At 71.3% G+C, this 19,833-nt stretch carries 22 protein-coding genes and 1 pseudogene; 11 read left to right on the forward strand and 12 right to left on the reverse strand.

Features of this window, described 5'->3' with window-relative positions:
* Positions 1–732: 732 nt before the first annotated feature.
* The 3 genes from ACIBAI_RS23710 to ACIBAI_RS23720 form a co-directional block, all read right to left on the reverse strand.
* Positions 733–1,569, reverse strand: a complete 837-nt coding sequence (locus ACIBAI_RS23710; RefSeq protein ID WP_399037180.1) for a protein kinase — start codon at positions 1,567–1,569, stop codon at positions 733–735.
* Between the two features lie 70 nt (positions 1,570–1,639).
* The gene (locus tag ACIBAI_RS23715; RefSeq protein WP_399037182.1) at positions 1,640–2,083 is read right to left on the reverse strand and encodes a glycine-rich domain-containing protein; all 444 of its coding nucleotides are present in this window, start codon (positions 2,081–2,083) and stop codon (positions 1,640–1,642) included.
* Between the two features lie 196 nt (positions 2,084–2,279).
* Positions 2,280–2,510 (reverse strand): hypothetical protein, encoded by a 231-nt coding sequence (locus ACIBAI_RS23720; protein ID WP_399037184.1) that lies wholly within the window; start codon positions 2,508–2,510, stop codon positions 2,280–2,282.
* Between the two features lie 123 nt (positions 2,511–2,633).
* On the opposite strand from ACIBAI_RS23720, the gene ACIBAI_RS23725 reads away from it, so the two are divergent.
* On the forward strand, positions 2,634–3,974 hold the full coding sequence (locus ACIBAI_RS23725) for a hypothetical protein (RefSeq protein ID WP_399037308.1): 1,341 nt from the start codon (positions 2,634–2,636) through the stop codon (positions 3,972–3,974).
* Here the strand turns inward: ACIBAI_RS23725 and ACIBAI_RS23730 are convergent.
* From ACIBAI_RS23730 to ACIBAI_RS23750, 5 genes and pseudogenes are all read right to left on the reverse strand, one after another.
* A complete protein-coding gene (locus ACIBAI_RS23730; RefSeq protein ID WP_399037186.1) occupies positions 3,952–4,485 on the reverse strand; it encodes an NUDIX hydrolase in 534 nt (177 codons plus the stop codon). The two genes, ACIBAI_RS23725 and ACIBAI_RS23730, sit on opposite strands and share 23 nt — an antisense overlap.
* A 163-nt stretch (positions 4,486–4,648) precedes the next feature.
* Complete coding sequence (locus ACIBAI_RS23735) at positions 4,649–5,224, reverse strand: DUF6518 family protein (RefSeq protein WP_399037187.1); 576 nt, start codon at positions 5,222–5,224, stop codon at positions 4,649–4,651.
* 197 nt (positions 5,225–5,421) lie between these two features.
* Positions 5,422–5,889, reverse strand: a complete 468-nt coding sequence (locus ACIBAI_RS23740; protein WP_399037189.1) for a lactococcin 972 family bacteriocin — start codon at positions 5,887–5,889, stop codon at positions 5,422–5,424.
* A 553-nt stretch (positions 5,890–6,442) separates the two neighbouring features.
* On the reverse strand, positions 6,443–6,622 hold the full coding sequence (locus ACIBAI_RS23745) for a hypothetical protein (protein ID WP_399037324.1): 180 nt from the start codon (positions 6,620–6,622) through the stop codon (positions 6,443–6,445).
* Positions 6,595–6,864, reverse strand: a pseudogene (locus ACIBAI_RS23750) (PTS lactose transporter subunit IIC); the annotation flags it as partial. The gene ACIBAI_RS23745 and the pseudogene ACIBAI_RS23750, both read right to left, overlap by 28 nt.
* Between ACIBAI_RS23750 and ACIBAI_RS23755 the strand changes: the two are divergent.
* A complete protein-coding gene (locus ACIBAI_RS23755) occupies positions 6,829–7,119 on the forward strand; it encodes a tetratricopeptide repeat protein (protein ID WP_399037190.1) in 291 nt (96 codons plus the stop codon). The pseudogene ACIBAI_RS23750 and the gene ACIBAI_RS23755 overlap by 36 nt on opposite strands.
* 323 nt (positions 7,120–7,442) lie before the next feature.
* Here the strand turns inward: ACIBAI_RS23755 and ACIBAI_RS23760 are convergent, their stop codons facing one another.
* The gene (locus ACIBAI_RS23760) at positions 7,443–7,919 is read right to left on the reverse strand and encodes a MarR family transcriptional regulator (RefSeq protein WP_344607862.1); all 477 of its coding nucleotides are present in this window, start codon (positions 7,917–7,919) and stop codon (positions 7,443–7,445) included.
* Between the two features lie 123 nt (positions 7,920–8,042).
* Here ACIBAI_RS23760 and ACIBAI_RS23765 point away from each other — a divergent pair, with 123 nt between their 5' ends.
* From ACIBAI_RS23765 to ACIBAI_RS23795, 7 genes are all read left to right on the forward strand, one after another.
* Positions 8,043–8,435, forward strand: coding sequence for an HGxxPAAW family protein (locus ACIBAI_RS23765; RefSeq protein ID WP_399037192.1), 393 nt, complete (start codon positions 8,043–8,045; stop codon positions 8,433–8,435).
* 63 nt (positions 8,436–8,498) lie between these two features.
* On the forward strand, positions 8,499–9,374 hold the full coding sequence (locus ACIBAI_RS23770) for a DUF2797 domain-containing protein (RefSeq protein ID WP_399037194.1): 876 nt from the start codon (positions 8,499–8,501) through the stop codon (positions 9,372–9,374).
* Between the two features lie 148 nt (positions 9,375–9,522).
* Positions 9,523–10,263, forward strand: a complete 741-nt coding sequence (locus ACIBAI_RS23775) for a response regulator transcription factor (RefSeq protein WP_399037196.1) — start codon at positions 9,523–9,525, stop codon at positions 10,261–10,263.
* Entirely contained in the window at positions 10,260–11,879 is a 1,620-nt protein-coding gene (locus tag ACIBAI_RS23780) for an ATP-binding protein (RefSeq protein ID WP_399037198.1), read from the forward strand. The genes ACIBAI_RS23775 and ACIBAI_RS23780 overlap by 4 nt, the downstream gene beginning before the upstream one ends.
* Positions 11,880–11,892: 13 nt before the next feature.
* Complete coding sequence (locus tag ACIBAI_RS23785) at positions 11,893–13,458, forward strand: glycosyltransferase (protein ID WP_399037200.1); 1,566 nt, start codon at positions 11,893–11,895, stop codon at positions 13,456–13,458.
* Between the two features lie 199 nt (positions 13,459–13,657).
* Positions 13,658–15,163, forward strand: a complete 1,506-nt coding sequence (locus tag ACIBAI_RS23790) for an MFS transporter (RefSeq protein ID WP_399037201.1) — start codon at positions 13,658–13,660, stop codon at positions 15,161–15,163.
* Positions 15,164–15,395: 232 nt separating this feature from the next.
* Complete coding sequence (locus ACIBAI_RS23795; protein ID WP_399037203.1) at positions 15,396–16,160, forward strand: TetR/AcrR family transcriptional regulator; 765 nt, start codon at positions 15,396–15,398, stop codon at positions 16,158–16,160.
* Between the two features lie 114 nt (positions 16,161–16,274).
* Here the strand turns inward: ACIBAI_RS23795 and ACIBAI_RS23800 are convergent, their stop codons facing one another.
* Positions 16,275–16,754 carry a PPOX class F420-dependent oxidoreductase gene (locus ACIBAI_RS23800; RefSeq protein WP_399037205.1) on the reverse strand — a complete coding sequence of 160 codons (480 nt, stop codon included), beginning with the start codon at positions 16,752–16,754 and terminating at the stop codon, positions 16,275–16,277.
* A gap of 170 nt (positions 16,755–16,924) precedes the next feature.
* Positions 16,925–17,278: an STAS domain-containing protein gene (locus tag ACIBAI_RS23805; protein ID WP_344607848.1), complete on the reverse strand. Its 354-nt coding sequence runs from the start codon at positions 17,276–17,278 to the stop codon at positions 16,925–16,927.
* Positions 17,279–17,497: 219 nt separating this feature from the next.
* Here ACIBAI_RS23805 and ACIBAI_RS23810 point away from each other — a divergent pair, with 219 nt between their 5' ends.
* Together ACIBAI_RS23810 and ACIBAI_RS23815 are read left to right on the forward strand one after the other, a co-directional pair.
* Positions 17,498–18,235, forward strand: a complete 738-nt coding sequence (locus ACIBAI_RS23810) for an ANTAR domain-containing protein (RefSeq protein ID WP_399037207.1) — start codon at positions 17,498–17,500, stop codon at positions 18,233–18,235.
* Between the two features lie 28 nt (positions 18,236–18,263).
* Positions 18,264–18,962: a GAF and ANTAR domain-containing protein gene (locus tag ACIBAI_RS23815; protein ID WP_399037209.1), complete on the forward strand. Its 699-nt coding sequence runs from the start codon at positions 18,264–18,266 to the stop codon at positions 18,960–18,962.
* On the opposite strand, the gene ACIBAI_RS23820 is transcribed toward ACIBAI_RS23815, so the two are convergent.
* Positions 18,945–19,766: a YceI family protein gene (locus tag ACIBAI_RS23820; RefSeq protein WP_399037211.1), complete on the reverse strand. Its 822-nt coding sequence runs from the start codon at positions 19,764–19,766 to the stop codon at positions 18,945–18,947. The genes ACIBAI_RS23815 and ACIBAI_RS23820 overlap by 18 nt on opposite strands.
* Positions 19,767–19,833: the final 67 nt, after the last annotated feature.

The raw sequence follows: 19,833 nt of genomic DNA on the forward strand, positions 1-19,833 counted from the left end.
CCCATTCCCCCACCGGGGACAACGCCCCGGGGGGCACCCCGCCACAAAGCTTTAAAAAAAACTTCCCCCCGGGGGCCCCGGGCGCCCCCGGGGGGGGGCCCCCGCGGGGGGGCGGCCCCGGGCCCCCGCCGCTCATGTCTCCGCCCCGCTCCGGCGGCCCCCACCCGCTCAGCGCGCAGCAACGCCGAGACGGACAGCCTGAGCAGGAAGCAACCCGACCAGTCCGAGCACCAGGACCAGGCCGTCAACGACCAAGCGAGGCCCTGCCGCCCGACCGGTCCGCGCTTCGCAGCCGCTGGAATACACGTCCGCAGGCAAGCCCATGTGTTAGGCAACCGCGTCGGCAACTCCCAAGCCGGGACCGGGGCGAGGGCCGTGACGATGGGATGAAGCGTGGCTGAGGCCGGCGGGGGGTTGCTGGAGACACACGTGACGGGTGCTCGTTCGGCAAACCCACCGCCGTGGCTGACTTTCGGTGGTACAGGTCAGAACTGGGATAGGGCCGACCGAGCTGCAACAGGAACCCCCTCTAACTTACATCGGAGTACCGGGGTTGCAGTCGCACCCGCATTCGGGCATGCCGACCACCCCGGTACCATCGGTACCGGGGTCCTAATCAGGACTTCCGCGACCGGACCACTCGGCACGCTGTCCAGGCTGAGGGGCGGTCCGGTCTCTGTCTTTTGGTCGTCGCAGTGGGTCGCGCCTTCGGGGACCGCTGGCACTTCGGCCTCAGCTCAGGGCCTTGCCCACCTCGCAGATCGTTGGCCTGTCTTCGGGAGCGTGGCTGAGCATGGCCTCGATCAGTTCACCCAGCTCGCCCCGCACCTTGACGGGCCGTCGCTTGCCGTCTGCCACGGCCCTTCGCTGCACAGGACGCGGTGCGTCGTCCGGGTACTCGACCGCCCGCCAGCCCGTGGCGGAGACGAGCAGGGACGCGCCGAGCGCATAGATGTCGGCTTCCTGGGTGGGCTCAGCCTCGCCGGTTTCGAGCACACTGCGCGCGATCTCCGGGGCCTCGTAGTGGACGAGGCAGCCGTGGAACGGGAAGTCGTATCCCTCGGGCACCCGACCGCCGCGTGCCAAGGCCAGATCGATCAGGTGCGTCTGCTCTGGCCCGATGATGAAGTGCGCGGGCTGCACGTCACCGTGCGCCCATCCTTTGGCGTGAAGTTCGGCCAGCGCCTCCACGCAGCCCAGGGCGACGCTCGTGTGCGGATCGCTGTGCGAGCCCGGCCTACGACAGGGCTCCCACAGCTGGTAGAGGTCCGGTCCCTCCCGCCACGGCTGGAAGTTCCAGGTACCGCCGCCCCACTCGCCGTACGCGAAGTCATGGAAGCCCAGGCGGTACAACACCGCACCTTCACGTGCGGGCGCGAGCGCCGTCCAGGGCTGCGCAGGCCATTCGGCCGTCGCCTCAATCGGATAGCCGACCTTCACGGCGTAGTGGCCCCGATGGCTCTCGACCTCCCAGACTATGGAGCCCCGGCGGTTGAGGACCAAGCGCTGAGTCGTGGGCATGAGCGCGTCGAGCACGACGATCGGCAGTTCAGGGGATGTCCCGATCAACGTCGGTTCTCCTTCCGGGCGGCGCGGCCGACCCCACAACGAGGCCGACCGCGCCGCTGGTGTCGTGTCGCTACGCCTGACCATACGGCCGACCGCAGTCGGAGTCGCACTGCGCGAGGTTCGTGCCGTCCACGGTCCACAGGTCGTCGAAGACCACGAACCCGGCCGCCTTCATCGCGTGCGCAGACGCGGCCACCTTCTCCGGATCACGCGTCCCTCCACCCGGCTTGGGGTTGTGGTGGAGGAAGCGGCCCGCGAAGCGGTCGCACAGGTCGGCGTACTCCTTCGTGTGCAGGATGAGCGCATGCAGGCCGAGGTCCACGTCGTCCGACGGGACCATGGGCACGGTGGCGGTCGCTGCCGTGACCACGAAGGCCACTGCCTGGTCCGCGATCCGCTCGGCCCGCTCGCGCGGCTGCCCGTTGTGGACCACCACGAAGTGCGCGAGGCTGTCGAACAGCTCCTCACCAGCCACCGCGCGACCGGTCCTCTGGTCGTTGGCCGTTACAGTCATGCGAGGCTCCTTGAGTGTCGTCTTGCTGAGGACTTGGAAGGCCGCCCCGAACGGGGACGGGGGAGCCGGGGAAATGGCACCCGTTCGAGGCGACCGGTCTACTGGCTGATACTGAAGGCCATTCCGATCACTAGGCCGCATGAAGCGCTGACCATGATGACGAACAGGACCCCCACGTACCGGCCGATGGCGCGCATCACAGGCCGTCCCGGCTGTTGCCGTTCCTGATGGCCAGACGGGTGGTCAATTCCTCCCGCGCCGAGAGCGCCACCACGTTGTCCGGCAGTGCGTCCCACTCGACGCCGCCGCCCACGGGCCTTATCTGCACCCGAGCGCCGACCTCACCCATGACGACGCCGATTCGTCCACTGGCGGTGTCCTTCGCCAGTTCACCGATGCCTGGTCTGGTCTGCTGGTTGCTCGCCATGGAAGGAGCATCGCTATCCGAGGGGGGTGCCCATAAGGTCAGGCTGATTACCCAACTTGGGTAACATCGCCGCAAGTAGGGATCCAGCGACGTTGCGTAGCCCTCACAGTGGGGAGCGTGTCCATGCCCGACGCCGAACGACCGCAGGAGTTGCCCGCAAGGCTGCTCACCGATCCAGAGATGATCGACGCGTGTCGGCTGCGGGATTTCTCCCGAGTCTTCCGGATGGTGAAGACGAGGGCGGGCATCTACCCGTCGATGATCGCCCGGAGATGGGACCTGACCCCGAGCCGGGTTGGTGAAGTGATCGCCGGACGAAGGCAGTTGCTTCACATGGACGTGGTGGAGCGCATCTCTGACGGCTTGCGCATCCCCGGACACATGCTTGGTCTTGCACGGCGCCCCTGGGAGACTCCGCAAGCCCTGGCTGTAGCCGAGCGAGAAGAGCCGCAGTTGCCGGAGCCGGAGGCGCAGACGAGTGCTTCGCTACCGGGCCCTGACGTGGACAGCATCCTTGCGCTTGCCACACGAACCAACCTCAACCCGAGCACCCTCGAAGCCTTCCGTTCCTCAATCGAGGACTACTGGCGTCGGGACGACCAGCACGGCGGGGAAGCCTTGAGGCCGGCCATCGTCGGGCAGCTCCGCTACGTGGCGGGGCTTCTCAAAGAGAACCGGCAGCCATCCATCCAGAACCACCTGTACGGGATCGCGGCCGAGCTGGCACGTCTGACCGGCTGGACCTACTTCGACGCTCGCCAGTACAACCAGGCCCGCGCGTACTTCACTGAGGCCCTGAGACTGGTCAAGGAGATCGACGACCGCCAGTTCATGGCCAACGTGCTTGCCTGCATGAGCTTGCAGGCGACCTACCAGGACAAGCCCGTGGACTCGCTGGCCCTCGTGACTGGCGCCCAAGACCAGGCCCGCTCGTCACCGGGGACGACACCGCGTGTTCTCTCGATGCTGTCCATGCGGGAAGCCTTCGCCCATGCGACCCTCGGAGACCGGAACGCCACGCACCGGGCGATCGGTGAAGCGCACCGCCATTTCGAGCAGATCGATGCGAGCGACCCAGATCCTTCGTGGGTGACCTACTTCGATGAGCCGAAGCTCATTGTGGACACGGGAATTGCGCATGGCCGGCTGGGTGAGGCAGCGTCCGCTGAACCACTGATCGCAGACGCGCTGCGGCGAGAAGACCACACCAAGCAGCGCGGCCGGGCGTTCCACACCTTCTGGCTCGCCCGTACCCAGTTAGACCGGGGCAAGCTGGATCAGGCATGCCACACGGCCACGCAAGCTCTGGTGCCCGCGTCAGCGGTCGCCTCAGAGCGCGTCAGCGGCCACCTGAGGGAGTTCTACGACCAGTTGTCCCCGCACCGGCGGGAGCCCGTAGCACTGGCCTTCGAGGCGCGGCTACGGGACCTCCTGCCCCCCGTCAGCGGATTCCTTCATCCATGAGCAGGTACAGCAGACCCACCAGAGAACCGCTGCTGACGACCTCACGGCGGTCGATCATGCCCCGCACCTCTGAGAGCGGAATCCACTCGATGCGGTCGGACTCGTTCTTCTCCGTGGGAGGCCCGGCGTAGGTCGCGCCGTTCACACGGAAGACGTGGTGCTGAGAGTCGGTGATGCCATTGGCCGGCTCGGCGTAGATCAAGGGCTTGATGGGGCCAGGCCGCCATCCCGTCTCTTCCAGCACTTCGCGAGCTGCCGCTTCCTCCGGAGTCTCGCCCTCCTCCACCAGGCCCATGGGCAGCTCCCAGGCCCAGGAGTTGGTGATGAACCGGTGACGCCACATCACCAGAACTTCCTGGCGGTCGTTGACCACGGCTGCCACAGCCAGGTGCCGGAGGCGAACGACGTGGTACTCCCACCGGCGTCCGTCCGGCTGTTGGACGTCGACCAGACACAGGTTCACCCAGGGGTTCGTGTAGATCTGACGCTCACCGTGGGTTTTCCACTCCATACGTGCGGCCCCTCTCGCGATCGGTCTCCAGGATCGCAGACCGACGCGACGAACACGGGTGAGGTCTCGGCGACGCCCTGCCGACACGGCCTACGGTGCCAGCCACCCCGACAGGGGCCAGCCAGAGTTGATGTACCCAGAGAGGCACGAAGAGCCGCGCCCTTCAGCGCGAAGAGAGTTGCTTGGCAGACCGCCGGCGCCAGTTGCCGAAGATGGCATACCCCATCACGATGATCACCGCAGCCACTGCTATGGCGCGAACAGTGCTCCACGTCGTCACGACGGCCGATGCCTGCCGCGAAGCCTCGTTCCCGAGCCGCATGCTGAGTTCAGCAATCACTACAAGTGGTATCAGAATGCGACATGCGACTCTATAGGGGCCTTTACGGGCAAAATATCCGGCGACTCCCAGAATCGGCCCAAGGATGAGGGCGACGACACACCAGAAGGAAGTCATCGACAGGAACTCGACCCAGGAGAAACTTTGACTCTGTCCGGTTGGGTCACTCAGATCCGCCGAGGTGAATTCCCCCTGGCCTGCCTGCGTGACGTAGTAGGCAACAACAGCGACTGCTAGCGATATTGCCCCCATAAGAGCGGAGGACGCCTTCCCTCTACCCGCCATCCCTACGGAGAATGCAAGAGCGGCATATGCCCATCCGGAACTCAAGACGGCTTGCACTACTAGCCCTGGCCCGTTAGTCGACGAAAGCAGTGGGCTGCAGATGCCAACTGCCACGCCGACAGTTACCGAAGAGATGGTCGCAGCGAGTGAAAGGCGCACCAATAACACAACCTTGGGGAGTGCAATGCAGGCAAAGTGGAAGGTGCACTATACCCCATCGCAAGCAGTTGCCGCATGAAATCCCTGGCCTCGAGGGTGCGGAGCCCTTGGACGACCAGGGAATCAAGCATGCGACGCCTTAACCGAGGTTTTTAGTAGACGCCCCAGTAGGTGTAGCACGTGTGGGCGACACCGGCCGTGCGGTACGCCTTCGCCCAGACGTCGGCGTTCTGCGTGTCCTTGTCGGTTCCATCGGCGATGGCGACGCTGGCCGAGTGCTTCTTGGTCGGGTGGATGTAGTTCGAATAGCAGCCCTTGTAGACGCCGTCCAGCGTGGTTCCGTAGCTCCACGTCCCACCACCGACATCCTTCGTTGCCTTGGGGGTGACGAGGGAGTTCGTCGACGAGCCGAGAGGAACCGCGACTACTCCCCACTCCTTGGGCTTCTCGCCGTGCGGGCCTATGAGCTGCGCAGGAGGAGTGACGGAGTCGGCGGCCGTGTAGGTCGCCGTGTAAATCTGCGGCTGCAGAGTCGTCGCACCAGCCGGCGTTGCGGCCAACAATGCACCGGCAGCCGCCATCGCGGACACAACGGAGAAAGCCATCAGCTTCCGAGACATTTTTTGCTCCTTTTAATCCCCCGAGTGGACATGCCTTCACGATCTTCGCCAACTTTGAGGATCCTGTAAAGGCTTCCACAAATCACCCGAAGGAATCCAGCCAGCAGCACCGACCACACAGGAGACAGAGATCGAGTTCAACTGTGCCGTATTGCCGCTTTCAGGCGGGTTACCCCCGGAGTCCAGTCGTCAAACGTGATTTCGAGATGCCTGCTTTGCTCTTATTTCGGATGCTATGGGGAGCCGAATTACTGTCGGTACGCGCCAGGTTTTCATGCTGTGCAATCAGGCGCGGACCACCTCAGTCTCTTCAAGCTGAGGGTTCATGCGCCTTCACCACGCGCTGGTCAACGTGGCTCATTGCTGATCGACTGAGACGTGCCCCAACTGTGTCAGATGAGGTCGTGATCTCCCGAACTCTCCCTAAGCGGTGTCCATCGCCTGCCCATGCGTGACGGGCGCCCGACACGGGTAACGTCGGCGTTCCTTCGCTGAGACGCCAAGAGGCCCCGCCATCCAAAGAGCGGGGCCTCTCATCCGGAGCTTGGGCTGCTCAGTCACCCAGCTTGATGCCCAAGCTGTCCGCCAGTTCGCGGAGGTCTTCGGCAGGGATAGCGGGAGCTTTCGCCGCCTGTTCGGCAGCCCAGCGCTCCAAGATATCGTCCATGATGGCTCTGACCTGCGCTTTCTCCAAGTGTTTTGTCGCAAGTACCTGACGCCGCTCATCAGCCACTTGCGCAGCTTGGTGCCGTAGCCCTCGCCCGACTCGCCGGCGCGTTCGACGGGTGTCGCGGCCGGGGACGCGGAGGTGGTCTCTCCGCGGGCCGCCTTCTCGCGGACCTCGGCGATCAGTTCGCCGGGACGGTTGACGGCCGCCTTCACGCCGGTGTCGACGGTCGGTTTCCCGGCGAAGCGGCCCTTGTCGCGCACGGGCACGTCGTGGGCGAAGATCACGCCGTCCACGGCCCCGGCCACCCCGCCACCCTCATCGCCCGCCACAACCTCGCCGCCTCCTACAGCAATGCCGGGCGCATCCAGGACGCCCTCGACCTCAGCGAGCGGGTCCTCGCCGACCGGGAGCGGCTCCTGGGCCCCGGCCACCCCGCCACCCTCATCGCCCGCCACAACCTCGCCCGCGCTCGCGAGGCCACGGCAGCTGTACAGCAACCGGATACAGCAACTCCACCCACCGCCCCCGACCCTCAACCTCCCTCAGACACTTCCGAGTAACCGGTATGACCGTCCCCGACCGATCTTCGTAGAGCTACGGATCAGAAGGTTGCAGGTTCGAATCCTGCCGAGTGCACACAGGTCGAAGGCCCCGGAGCGATCCGGGGCCTTCGGCGTTTCAGGGGCGTACAGCGGCGAAGTGCGGCGACCGCCGCGGAGGGCGGGCGCGGCGGGATCAGGGGTGGCGGGCGGGTCGCGGGATCCGCGCGAGCGGGGCTGGGCGCCCGCACTCCTTGCCCGCCCGGGCAGGGCGGCGGGTGTGTGGCCCCGCCCGTCGCCCCGCCGGTCTTCGACGCGGCCGCCGGTCCGGGGCGGCGGGCGGTTCAGCCGGTGCGGCAGTGCTCCTCCAGATAGGCCGCCGCCAGGGTGCTCGCGCGGGTGAACCAGTCGTGGAGGACGGCGATCTCGTCGGGGGAGTAGTCGGCGAAGAGCGCGGCCAGGCGGGCGTAGTACGGCTCGTAGACCTCGCGGACGCGGGCCACCGCGGCCGGTTCGGCCGCCACGCGGACGCGGCGGCGGTCCGCCGGGTCGGGGCGGCGGGTGATGTAGCCGGCGCGTTCCAGGCGGTTGAGGATGCCGGTCACCGCGCCCGTCGTGACATGGGCGCGGGCCGCCAGGTCGCCGGCGGTGAGCAGGTTCTCGCCCGCTTCGATGACGAAGGCGAAGCAGGTGAGGTCGGTGACGTTCAGCCCCACCTGCTGGGCGATCTCGTGCTGGCCGACCAGGTGGGTGGCGATGAGGTGGTCCATCGCCGACAGGGCCTGCTCGGGGGTGGCGGCCGGACGCGGCTTGGCTCGCATTCTCTTCTGTATTCCCTTAGCTTGTGAGAGTTTTCGTGGTTAAAATGCTTACGTCGTGAGGGAGTTCTTCCGGCCCTCCGTCCGGCGACGCGGGTTTCACCGCCCGCACGAGGAGGCAGGCACGTGAGCGCACATCCATATGACCACGGGCACACCGTCGCGGGGTGGACCGGTTTCGGGATCGCCACGGCCGGGGCCGCCGCGGTGGGGGCCGGGATCTGCGCGGGGTCGGCCGCGCTGGTGGCGGGCGGGCTCGGGACCGGGGCGGTGAGCCTGCTCGTCACCTGGGCGCTGCACCTGGCCGGGTGGGGCAAGCCGCCGGGGCGGCGGCCCCGGGAGCAGTGGGGGTGGCGGGTCCGGGACCTCGGCGCGCGCGCCGGGCACCCCGGGTGCCTGGGGTGCCGGCTCGCGGGGCGGGGGGTGCGGCGCACGGCTCGCGCGGGCGGGGACCCCGGGGCGGTCGCGGCGGCGCGCGAGGCGGCGCCGGCCGCGGCGGCCGCCGACTCCGCGGGCTGAACCCGACCGTCCGCGAACGCGCGCGGCCCCCGTTGTCGGTGCCGCCCCCTACGCTCGGCGGCGATGGCACAGGTGTGGAGGTGCTCGGGGCTGCGGTGGTCGGCGGACGGCCCCGCGCTGGTGTGGCACGGCGGGCGGCGTACCGCGCTGACCAGGGGGAAGCGGGTGGCCTTCGGGGTCGTGGAAGGGGGGCGGCGGACCTGTGCGGGAGCGCGGGGACACCCGTGCCCGGTGCGGGCGGGCGTGCCGGGGCGGAGTACGGGGGCGCGGTGCGCGCAGTGCGCGCGGCTGGAACGGGCGCACTCCGTGGCCGCCGACACCGTCGCGGACGATCCCCGGCCGTACCGGGTGTACCTGGCGTGGTTCGGGCCCGGCATGGCCAAGGTGGGGATCACGGCGGTCGAGCGCGGCCCGGCCCGGCTGCTGGAGCAGGGGGCCGTCTGCTTCACCCCGCTCGGCACCGGGCCGCTGATGGCCGCCCGGCGCACCGAGGAACTGCTGCGCACCGCGCTCCGGGTGCCCGACCGGATCGCGTACGCCGACAAGCGGGCCGCGCGGTCCGCGCTGCCGCCGACGGAGGCGGAGCGGGCGGCCGAACTCGCGGAGCTGCACGCGCGGGCGACGTCGCTCCCCGGGTGGCCCGAGACGCTGGCGGCCGAGCCGTTCCGGCCCGTGGACCACGTCCGGGCGTTCGGGCTGGCGGGGCTGCCGGCCGCCGCGGGGGAGGTGACCGAGCTGGTCGCGGGCGGGGCGATCAGCGGTGAGCTGGTCGCGGCGGCCGGGCCGGACCTGCACCTGGCGACGGAGCGCGGGATCGTCGTCCTCGACACGCGGCTGATGACCGGGTGGGGGCTGGTCCCGGCCGCGGACGGGCACCTTCCGCTGCCGGTGCGGGAGTTCGGGAACGCGGGGCCGGGGGCGCAGGAGGGACTGTTCTGACGGCGCGCCGGTGCCGCTGTCCCGCCGCCGGTCACGCGGTGCCGGTGAGCCTTCCCCGAGCGGTGCCTGGGAGAGCCCTGTGCGTTTCTCAGAGAAATCACAGGATGCCGAAAGGACGCTCTCAGAGCCTTTGGCCAGGGTGGTCGCCATGACCACGACCTCGCCCCAGGGGCGCACCGAACTGCTGAGGCCGGACGGGAGCCCCGTCCGGGTGCTTGTAGTGGACGACGAGCTGTCCATCACCGAACTGCTGTCCATGGCCCTGCGCTACGAGGGCTGGCAGATCCGCAGCGCGGGAGACGGCCAGGGCGCCCTCCGGACCGCGCGCGAGTTCCGGCCCGACGCCGTCGTGCTGGACATGATGCTGCCCGACATGGACGGGCTGACGGTGCTCGGCCGGCTGCGCCGCGAACTGCCCGACGTGCCCGTGCTGTTCCTCACCGCGAAGGACGCCGTGGAGGACCGGATCGCCGGGCTGACCGCCGGCGGCGACGACTACGTCACCAAGCCGTTCAGCCTGGAGGAGGTCGTCGCACGGCTGCGCGGCCTGATCCGCCGCTCCGGCGCCGCCGACCGGCGCTCCGACTCCGTGCTGGTCGTCGGCGACCTCACCCTCGACGAGGACAGCCACGAGGTCACCCGGGGCGGGGACTCCATCCACCTCACCGCCACCGAGTTCGAGCTGCTGCGCTTCCTGATGCGCAACCCGCGGCGCGTGCTCAGCAAGGCGCAGATCCTCGACCGGGTGTGGTCGTACGACTTCGGCGGCCAGGCCAACGTCGTCGAGCTGTACATCTCCTACCTGCGGCGGAAGATCGACGCCGGGCGCGAGCCGATGATCCACACCCGGCGGGGCGCCGGTTACCTGATCAAGCCCGCGGTGTCATGAGCGGGCGGCGACGGCCGCGTACGCAGCAGGCGGGCAGGGGGCGGGCGGGCAGGCCGCGCACTCTGCGGACGCGGCTCGTCGTCGCGTCCGTCGTGCTGATCGCCGTGGTGTGCGCGGTGATCGGCACGGTGACGACGCTGGCGCTGCGCTCGCACCTGTACGAGCAGCTCGACGGGCAGGTCGCCGACGCCGGCAAGCGGCTGGCGGCCCCGGTCAAGCCCGACGAGGTGGACGACCCCGTGGCGCAGGACCAGCTGGAGGACTTCGTCACCCACGGGCCGACCCAGGAGTACACCGTCGCCGCCGAGGTCGGCGCCGACGCCACGGTCACCAGGGCGGTCGTCGCCCGGCAGCGGTCCGACGACGGTTTCCGGCGGATGGCGGCCGTCGACCTCACCGAACCCCAGCGGACCGCGCTCGCGTCCGTCGCCCGGGACGCCAGGCCGCACACCGTCGAACTCCCCGGCCTGGGCGAGTACCGCGCCGTCTTCGTCCCCGGCGCCGGGGGCGGCTCCTACGTGGCGATCCCCACCGCGGACACCGACAACACCATCAACACCCTGATCCTCGTCGAGGTCAGCGTCACCGCCGCCGGCCTCGTCGCCGCCGGCATCGCCGGGTACGTGCTGGTCGGCGTCGCCACCCGCCCCCTGCGCAAGGTCGCCGCCACCGCCACCCGCGTCTCCGAACTCCCCCTGCACAGCGGCGAGGTCAACCTCGACGAGCGCGTGCCGGAGTCCGAGTGCGACCCGCACACCGAGGTCGGCCGGGTCGGCGCCGCGCTCAACCGGATGCTCGACCACGTGCACGGCGCGCTGCACGCCCGCCAGCAGAGCGAGACGCGGGTACGGCAGTTCGTCGCCGACGCCAGCCACGAACTGCGCACCCCGCTCGCCTCCATCCGCGGCTACGCCGAGCTGACCCGGCGCGGCCGGGAGCAGGTCGGGCCGGACACCCGGCACGCCCTGGGCCGCATCGAGTCCGAGGCGGGGCGCATGACCCTGCTGGTGGAGGACCTGCTGCTGCTGGCCCGCCTGGACGCCGGGCGGCCGCTGCGGTTCGAGCAGACCGACCTCGTCCCGCTCGTCGTGGACACCGTCAGCGACGCCCGCGCGGCCGGCATGGACCATGTCTGGCGGCTGGAACTGCCCGACGAACCCGCCCTGGTGGCGGCGGACGCGGCCCGGCTCCAGCAGGTCCTCGTCAACCTGCTCGCCAACGCCCGCACCCACACCCCGCCGGGCACCACCGTCACCGCGCGGGTCCAGCGGCGCGGCCCGTGGCTGTGCGTGGACGTCGAGGACAACGGCCAGGGCATCCCGCCCGAGCTGCTCCCGCACGTCTTCGAGCGGTTCGCGCGCGGCGACTCCGCCCGGTCCCGCGCGACCGGCTCCACCGGGCTGGGCCTGGCCATCGTGCAGGCCGTGGCGGCCGCGCACGGCGGCGCCGTGACCGTGGACAGCGTGCCGGGGCGGACCGTGTTCACCCTGCACCTGCCGGCGCTCGCGGCGCGGCCCGCCCCCGGGCCGGACCGGCAGCCGGCCCGCGAGACGGTCCGGCGACCGTACTCACAGGCACAGCACAGCGTCACCACACGGGTGCGACAGGGCACTTGAGAAGAGTCGGGCCATGCGAACCGACTCTTCTCCCGGCACCCTGCCGGCGCGGGAGCACCTCCCGGCCGCAGGAGCCGGTACGCCTGTCCTGGACGTAGTGATCCCCGTCTACAACGAGGAGAAGGACCTCCGGCCGTGCGTCCGCAGACTGCACGAGCACCTCGCGCGCACCTTCCCCTACGCGTTCCGCATCACGATCGCGGACAACGCGTCGACGGACACCACCCCGCAGGTGGCCGCGCGGCTGGAGGCGGACATCGCGGAGGTCAGGTCCTTCCGGCTGGAGCAGAAGGGCCGCGGCCGGGCCCTGCGGACCGTCTGGTCGGCCTCGGACGCCCCGGTCCTCGCCTACATGGACGTGGACCTGTCCACCGACCTCAACGCCCTGCTGCCGCTGGTGGCCCCGCTGATCTCCGGCCACTCGGACCTCGCCATAGGGTCCCGCCTCAGCCGCAGCAGCAGGGTGGTGCGCGGCGCGAAGCGGGAGTTCATCTCCCGCTCGTACAACCTCATCCTGCGCGGCTCGCTCCAGGCCCGCTTCTCCGACGCCCAGTGCGGCTTCAAGGCGATCCGCCGGGACGTGGCCCGGGTGCTGCTGCCGCTGGTGGAGGACACCGGGTGGTTCTTCGACACCGAGATGCTGGTGCTCGCCGAGCGCGCCGGGCTGCGCATCCACGAGGTGCCCGTCGACTGGGTCGACGACCCGGACTCGACCGTGCACATCGTCAGGACCGCGACCGACGACCTCAAGGGCGTCTGGCGGGTCGGCAGGGCGCTGGCCACCGGGTCGCTGCCGCTGGACCGGCTGGCCCGGCCGTTCGGCGACGACCCGCGCGACCGCGAGATCGAGGACGTGCCGAGGGGGCTGGCCCGCCAGCTCGTCGGGTTCTGCGTCGTCGGCGCCCTGTCCACCCTGTTCTACCTGCTGCTGTACACGGCCTTCCGGCAGTTCGGCGGCTCGCAGCCGGCCAACGCGCTCGCCCTGCTGGTCTCGGCGGTCGCCAACACCGCCGCCAACCGGCGCCTGACCTTCGGGGTGCGCGGCCGCGGCGGCGCCGTACGGCACCAGGCGCAGGGCCTGGTCGTCTTCGGCATCGGCCTGGTCCTCACCAGCGGCTCGCTCGCCGCCCTGAACGCGGCGGCCGCCGACCCGGCGCACTCCACCGAGCTGGCCGTGCTCATCGCCGCCAACCTCGCCGCCACCGTGCTGCGGTTCCTGCTCTTCCGGGCCTGGGTGTTCCCGGAGCGGCGGGACGGCGACCCCCGGCCCCCGGCCGTCGCCGCCCGGCACGACCCGTCCCCGCCGGCCCACCGCACCGCGCGGCCCGCCCCGTACGGCGCGCTGCCGCAGCGCCCGACGGCACGGCCGTACGCCGCGGAGCCGCAGCCGCAGCCGCACCAGGCCGGGCAGGCCGGACGGACCCCGCAGCACGGGCAGCACGGGCAGGCCGGGCGGCTTCCCCACCCGACGGCCCGGTTCCGTGCCGGTGCCGACGCGGCCGGCGCCGCCGGGGAGGACGCGACCGTGCGGCTGCAGCCGGTGCGCCCGGCCGACGCCGACCCCGGGGACCCCCGATGACGGCGCACCACGACCGGCCGGCCCCCCGGGCGGACCCGGCCCGGTCCCGGAAGGGCACGGGCCGCCCGGCCCCCGGGGCCTGGGGCCCGCCCCCCACCACGGCCTGAGCGCCTCCGGCCGGCTCCCCCTGCCCGGCCGCCGTCGCGTCCGCCCCCGCGTCTGCTGTACACCGTACGAGGGCGGTTATACGGTGTACAGCATGACGACGTCCCCCCAGGAACGGGCCCAGGACCGGCCTCAGCCCGAGGAGCAGGCCCAGGGGCACCCCCAGCGCTGGCTGATCCTCGGCGTCATCTGCCTGGCACAGCTCACCGTGCTGCTCGACAACACGGTGCTGAACGTCGCCGTCCCCTCGCTCACCCGGGAGATGGACGCGGCGACCTCCGACATCCAGTGGATGATCAACGCCTACTCGCTGGTGCAGTCCGGTCTGCTGCTCACCGCGGGCAGCGCCGCCGACCGCTACGGCCGCAAGAAGATGCTGATCGCGGGGCTGGCACTGTTCGGCGCGGGGTCACTGGTGGCCGGACTCGCCGACTCCGCGGGCCGGCTGATCGCGGCGCGGGCCGGCATGGGCGTGGGCGCCGCGCTGCTGCTGACCACCACCCTCGCCGTGGCGATGCAGATCTTCACGCCCGAGGAGCATCCCAGGGCGATCGGGATCTGGAGCGCGGTCAACGCGCTCGGCTTCGCCGTCGGCCCGCTGGTCGGCGGCTTCGTGCTGAACCACTTCCAGTGGGGTGCGATCTTCCTGATCAACCTGCCGGTCGCCGCGCTCGGCCTGGCGGCGGTGGTGGCCCTGGTCCCCGAGTCCAGGAACCCGCGGGGCGACCGCCCCGACCTCCTCGGCGCGCTGCTCTCCACCATCGGCATGGCCTCGCTGGTATACGCGATCATCTCCGGCCCCGAGCACGGCTGGACGTCGGGCCGGGCGCCGCTGACGGCGGCCTTCGCCGTGGTCGTCCTGGGCGCCTTCGCGTACTGGGAGACCCGGTTCCCGTACCCGATGCTCGATCTGCACTTCTTCCGAAACCGCCGGTTCACGGGCGCGGTCGCCGGGGCCGTGCTGATCACCTTCGGCATGGGCGGCGCGCTGTTCCTGCTGACCCAGCACCTGCAGTTCGTCCTCGGCTACGACGCCCTGGAGGCCGGCCTGCGGACCGCTCCGCTGGCCCTGGCGGTCGTGGCGCTGAACTTCTCCGGGCTGTCGGCGAGGTGGACGGCGAAGCTCGGGACGCCGGCCTCCATCGCGCTGGGCATGGTGCTGATGTCACTCGGCCTGGTGTCCATCGCGACGCTGGTCTCCGGCGGCTACGCCGGGACCCTGCTGGGACTGGTGCTCATCGGCGTGGGCTGCGCGATCGCCAACCCGGCCATGGCACACGCGATCATGAGCGCGATCCCCCGGGAGAAGGCGGGGGTCGGGGCCGGGATCAACGGCACGCTGGCGGAGTTCGGCAACGGGCTGGGGGTGGCCGTGCTGGGGGCGGTGCTCACCTCCCGGTTCGCGGCGCTGATCCCGGTGGCGGCGACGTCGTTGCCGGCGGCGCTGGCGGCGGCGGACGGCGAGGCGGCGAAGGGCCGGATCGTGGACGCGTTCTCCTCCGGTCTGCAGACCAGCCAGCTGGTGGGGGCGCTGGCCGTACTGCTGGGCGGGCTGCTCGCGGCGGCGCTGCTGCGGCGCGCGGAGCGGGCGGACGGCTGAGGCCCTTCGGAGGGGTCCCCGGACGGACCTCCGCGGAGGAGGAGCGGCGTTCCGCGCCGGGCGGCGAGCGCGCGTGCCGGGCGGCGCGACGCCACGCAGATCCGTTCCGGGGCCCTGAGAACCCGGGTGAGGGGTAGTCGTGCGGCTGCGGGCTCGTCGTGGCTGGTCACGCCGTCCCCGCACCCCGAGGGGGACACCTAGCATGACCGGCAGCGAACAGGTGAGGAGTGCCATGGCGGAGGCAGCCGGGCGGGCCGAGCGTCCGCCCCGGACCAGTGTCTGGCTGGACGGCAAGGAGCGCCGGGGACGCGGCGGGGGACAGCCGTCGGGGCTGGACCGGGAGCGGATCACCGCGGTCACCGTGCGGCTGCTGGACGCCGAGGGCCTCGCCAGGTTCTCCATGCGCCGGCTGGCCGCGGAGCTCGACGTCACCGCGATGTCCGTCTACTGGTACGTCGACACCAAGGACGACCTCCTCGAACTCGCCCTCGACGCCGCCTTCGGCGAGCTGCGGCTGCCCGACCCGGACGCCGACGAGGACTGGCGCGACCAGCTGCGCGCCCTGGCCCGGGAGTACCGGGCCCTGCTGGTGCGCCACCCCTGGCTGTCGCCGCTGGCCGGGCGCTTCCTCAACATCGGCCCCAACAGCCTGTCGTTCTCCCGGGTCGTCCAGCAGGTCATCCGCAGAACGGGGCTGCCCGTGCGGGACGTGACCGGCGCGATCTCGGCCGTCTTCCAGTTCGTGTACGGCTACGGCACGATCGAGGGCCACTACTTCGCCCGCGTCGCGGACACCGGCATGACCCCGGACGAGTACTTCCGGCAGGCCATGAGCGCGGTGACGCGGTCCCCGGAGGCCGCCGAGGTCGTCCGGGAGTCGGCGAAGATCATGGAGGCCCGCGGCGGCGACACGGTGGCGGAGATGATGGAGCGGGACTTCGAGTTCGCGCTGGAGCTGCTGATCGCCGGGATCGAGGCGATGGTCGCCCGCGGCTGAGCCGGGCCGTGTCACGCCCGGCCGGGCCGGTCCCGCGGCTGAACCGGGCCGCGGCGCACCGCCGGAACCGGCCCCGGCGGCGCGACGCGGCCCCCACCCGCGGCCGGGCGGGGCTCAGCCTCCGGCCTGCTCCTCCACCAGCCGCGCCGGGAAGCCGCCCGTGGCCACCGGCCCCCACCGCTCCGGAGTGATCCGGATGATCGACTTGCCCTGCTTGACCATCGCCCGGCGGTACTCGTCCCAGTCGGGGTGCTCCCCGGCGATGTTCCGGTAGTACTCCACGAGCGGCTCCACGGAGTCGGGCGCGTCGATGACCTCCGCCGTGCCGTCGATCTGCACCCAGGGGCCGTTCCAGTCGTCGCTGAGCACGATCACGCTGACCCGCGCGTCACGCTTGGCGTTGCGGGTCTTGGCGCGGTCCGGGTACGTGGAGATCACTATCCGGCCCGCGTCGTCGACTCCGCAGGTCAGCGGCGAGCCCTGCGGGCCGCCGTCGGCCCGCCGGGTGAGCAGGATCGCGCGGTGCCGGGGGCGTACGAAGTCCAGCAGCTCGTCCAGGGAGACGCGGGTGTTGGTCGCGATGTTCGGTGCCATGGGATCAGCCTAGGACCCCGCCGGCGGGTTCCCGCGACGCCGCGGCACGCGCGCTCGGTGTGCGGGGACGGCTCCGCCGGACGACCCGTACGCCGCACGCCGAACGCCGCTCCCTCCGCCGCGCGGATCCGGGAGATCCGCCGGGAGAACCAGGGCGCCGTGACCGGTGGTCAGGCCCGGAGCGCCTCCGCGAGGCTGCCGTACACGGGGACGTCGCGGCGGACGCCGGTCACCTCCAGGACGTGGCTCGGCACCCCGTCCGGGGCCGCCACCACCCGTACCCGGGCCCGGGAGCGCAGCCGGTGGCGTACGTCGTTGATGAGACGGACGCCCTGGGAGTCCATGAAGCGGGTCGCGGTCAGGTCCAGCACCAGCACCCGCAGCTGGTCGGCGCGGGCGTCGGCCGCGGCCATGATGAGGGACAGCAGCTCCCCCGCGTTGCAGACGTCGATCTCGGGGGGCAGAGCGAGAAGGGTGCAGCCGGGCAGGTCGCGCGGCACGCACGGATTCGGGAGGAAGGTCACGGCACTCACCTGGCAGACGTTCGTCCGGATTCCGGCTAGGCCGCTTCCTGACCCGTTCGCTCATTCCACCATGCCGACGGCCGATCGCGAAAGGCGCCCGGGTGGACCGCCGGGCGGGTGTCACCCGCGCGCAACCGAGCGGATAGAGTTGCTCTTCGTCCTATGCTCGCAGTCAGGAATGTGCTGCGGAGCTCTCCTGCGCACGGCCCATGGCCGTGCATGCCGAAGAGGTTCGTGGTGCCTGCGTTCGAGTTTTCTGATTTGCCGCGTTCGCCCGCCGGTTTCGAGCTGGCCGAGGCCCTGACGGAGGCGGCTCGGCAACTGCACGAGACGGGCACCCCGAACAGCACCCTGCGCACCGCGGCCCACCTGGCGGTGCGCATCATGCCCGGCGCCGAGCACGTCGGCATCTCGGTGATCGACCGGGACAGCGGACCGCGCACGCTCGCCTGGACCGACGAGGTCGTGCGCTCCGCCGACGCCCGGCACGCCGGCCGCGAGTCGCCCCCGCACTGGGAGAAGCTGTGGACCACGCCGGTGGTGCGGATAGAGGACAGCGCGGCCGACGGCGGTGCGGACGCCCTGTACGCCCTCGGCCTGCGCTCGGCGCTGTCGCTGCGGCTGCGCGCCGACCGCCGCCGCCTCACCGTGCTCACCGCCTACGCCCGCAGGCCGCGCGCCTTCGACGAGGCCGCGACGCGGATCGGCCGGCTGTTCACCGCGCACGTCAGCATCGCCCTGGAGTCGGTGACCGTGCGCGAGCAGCTCACCGAGGCGATGCGCACCCGGGACCTGATCGGACAGGCCACCGGCATCCTCATGGAACGCCTGAACATCGACGCCGCCGGCGCCTTCGAGAGCCTGGTGAAGGCCTCGCAGCGGGAGAACGTCAAGCTGCGCGACCTCGCCCGCCGCATCGTCGACGCCAACGACACCACGGGCGGGGCGGGGCGTTGACGGACGCGCGCGGGATACCCGTACGGTCATGAGACCCGAGACGCCCGAAACCCTGGAGGCGGCGATCGCGCGCGGCAGCGGCCTCGACACCCTGCTGCGGGACCTGACCGACCGCGCGGTGCAGGAGGTGCCCGGCGCGGACGCGTGCAGCGTCACGGTGCGCCGCGACGACCGGCTGCTGACCCTGGCGGGCAGCGCGGGCCTGCCCGCCGGCCTGGACCAGCGCCAGTACGAGAACGGCTCGGGTCCCTGCGTCGCCGCGGCCGACACGGGGTGCGAGCAGTACGCCCCCGACCTGGCCGCGGAGACCCGCTGGCCGGCGTACACGGCGTACGCGCTGTCCACCGGTGTGCGGTGCGTGCTGGCGCTGCCGCTCGCCGTCGGGGGCGGGACGGGCGCCGCGCTCAACTTCTACGGCCGAGAGCCCGGCGCGCTGGGCCGGCACCGCCGGGCGGCCCGCACGTTCGCGGAGCGGGCCGCGGACGCGGTGGACACGGCCCTGCGGTTCGAGCGGCAGCGGCGGTCGGCCGCCGACGTGCGCGTCGCCCTGCTCTCCCGCAGCGTCATCGACCAGGCGATCGGCATCCTCATGGCCCGGGAGCGGATCGACGCCCGGGACGCGCTGCGGCGCCTGCGCCGGGTCTCCCAGGACACCAACGTCAGGCTGCGGGACCTGTGCAGCGACCTGGTGGCCGAGGTGGGCGGCGCCTCACGCGGGCGGCAGTGACTCGCCCTGCACCGCCTGGACGTCCAGCTCCACCCTCAGCGTCGTGCCGATGGCGGCGATGCCGGCCTGGACCACCTGGTTGTAGTGCATCGCGAAGTCCTCGCGCCTGAGCTCCGTCGTCGCGCGGAACGCCGCCCGGGTGCCGCCCCACGGGTCCGCGCCCGTGCCCAGGTAGACCAGGTCCAGGTCGACCGGCCGGACCACGCCGTGCAGGGTCAGCTCGCCGTGCACGGTGAAGCGGTCGGAGCCGGCCTCGGTCAGGCCGGTGGAACGGTAGACGATCTCGGGACACCGCTCGACGTCCAGGAAGTCCGGGGACCTCAGGTGCGTGTCCCGCATCCCGTTGCCGGTGTCGATGGACGCGGCCCGGATCACCGCCTCCACGCGGGACTTGGCGACGTCGTCCGGGGCGATCTCGATGGTGCCGGCGAAGTCCGTGAACCGGCCGTGCACGCTGGAGATGCCCAGGTGCTGGGCGACCGCGGCCACGCTGGAGTGCGCCGGGTCGATGGTCCACACCCCCGGCGGCGGCAGCTCGGTGCCGCCCTGCCGGGCCAGCGTCACCGTGCCGACCTCGGCCCGTCCGCTCGCGGTGACGATCGCGCTGGCCGCGGCGGGCGCGTAGCCGACGGCCGTGACGACGACGGTGTACGCCCCCGGCGCCAGCGGCGTCGCGTCCCGTACGGCGCCCTCGGCGTCCGCCTCCGCGCGCAGCACCTGCGCGCCGGTCATGTCGGTCACCGTGACGACCGCGTGCGACACGGCCCATCCGTCCCGGGTGCGGATCCTCGCGGTCAGTCCCATCCCGTTCTCTCCCTGAAGTCGTGGAAAACGCTGGAAACCTCTGAAACCAGCAGAAAATGGTCATATG

Source organism: Streptomyces sp. NPDC051041, from assembly GCF_044456065.1.
GTDB classification, from domain to species: domain Bacteria; phylum Actinomycetota; class Actinomycetes; order Streptomycetales; family Streptomycetaceae; genus Streptomyces; species Streptomyces glaucus.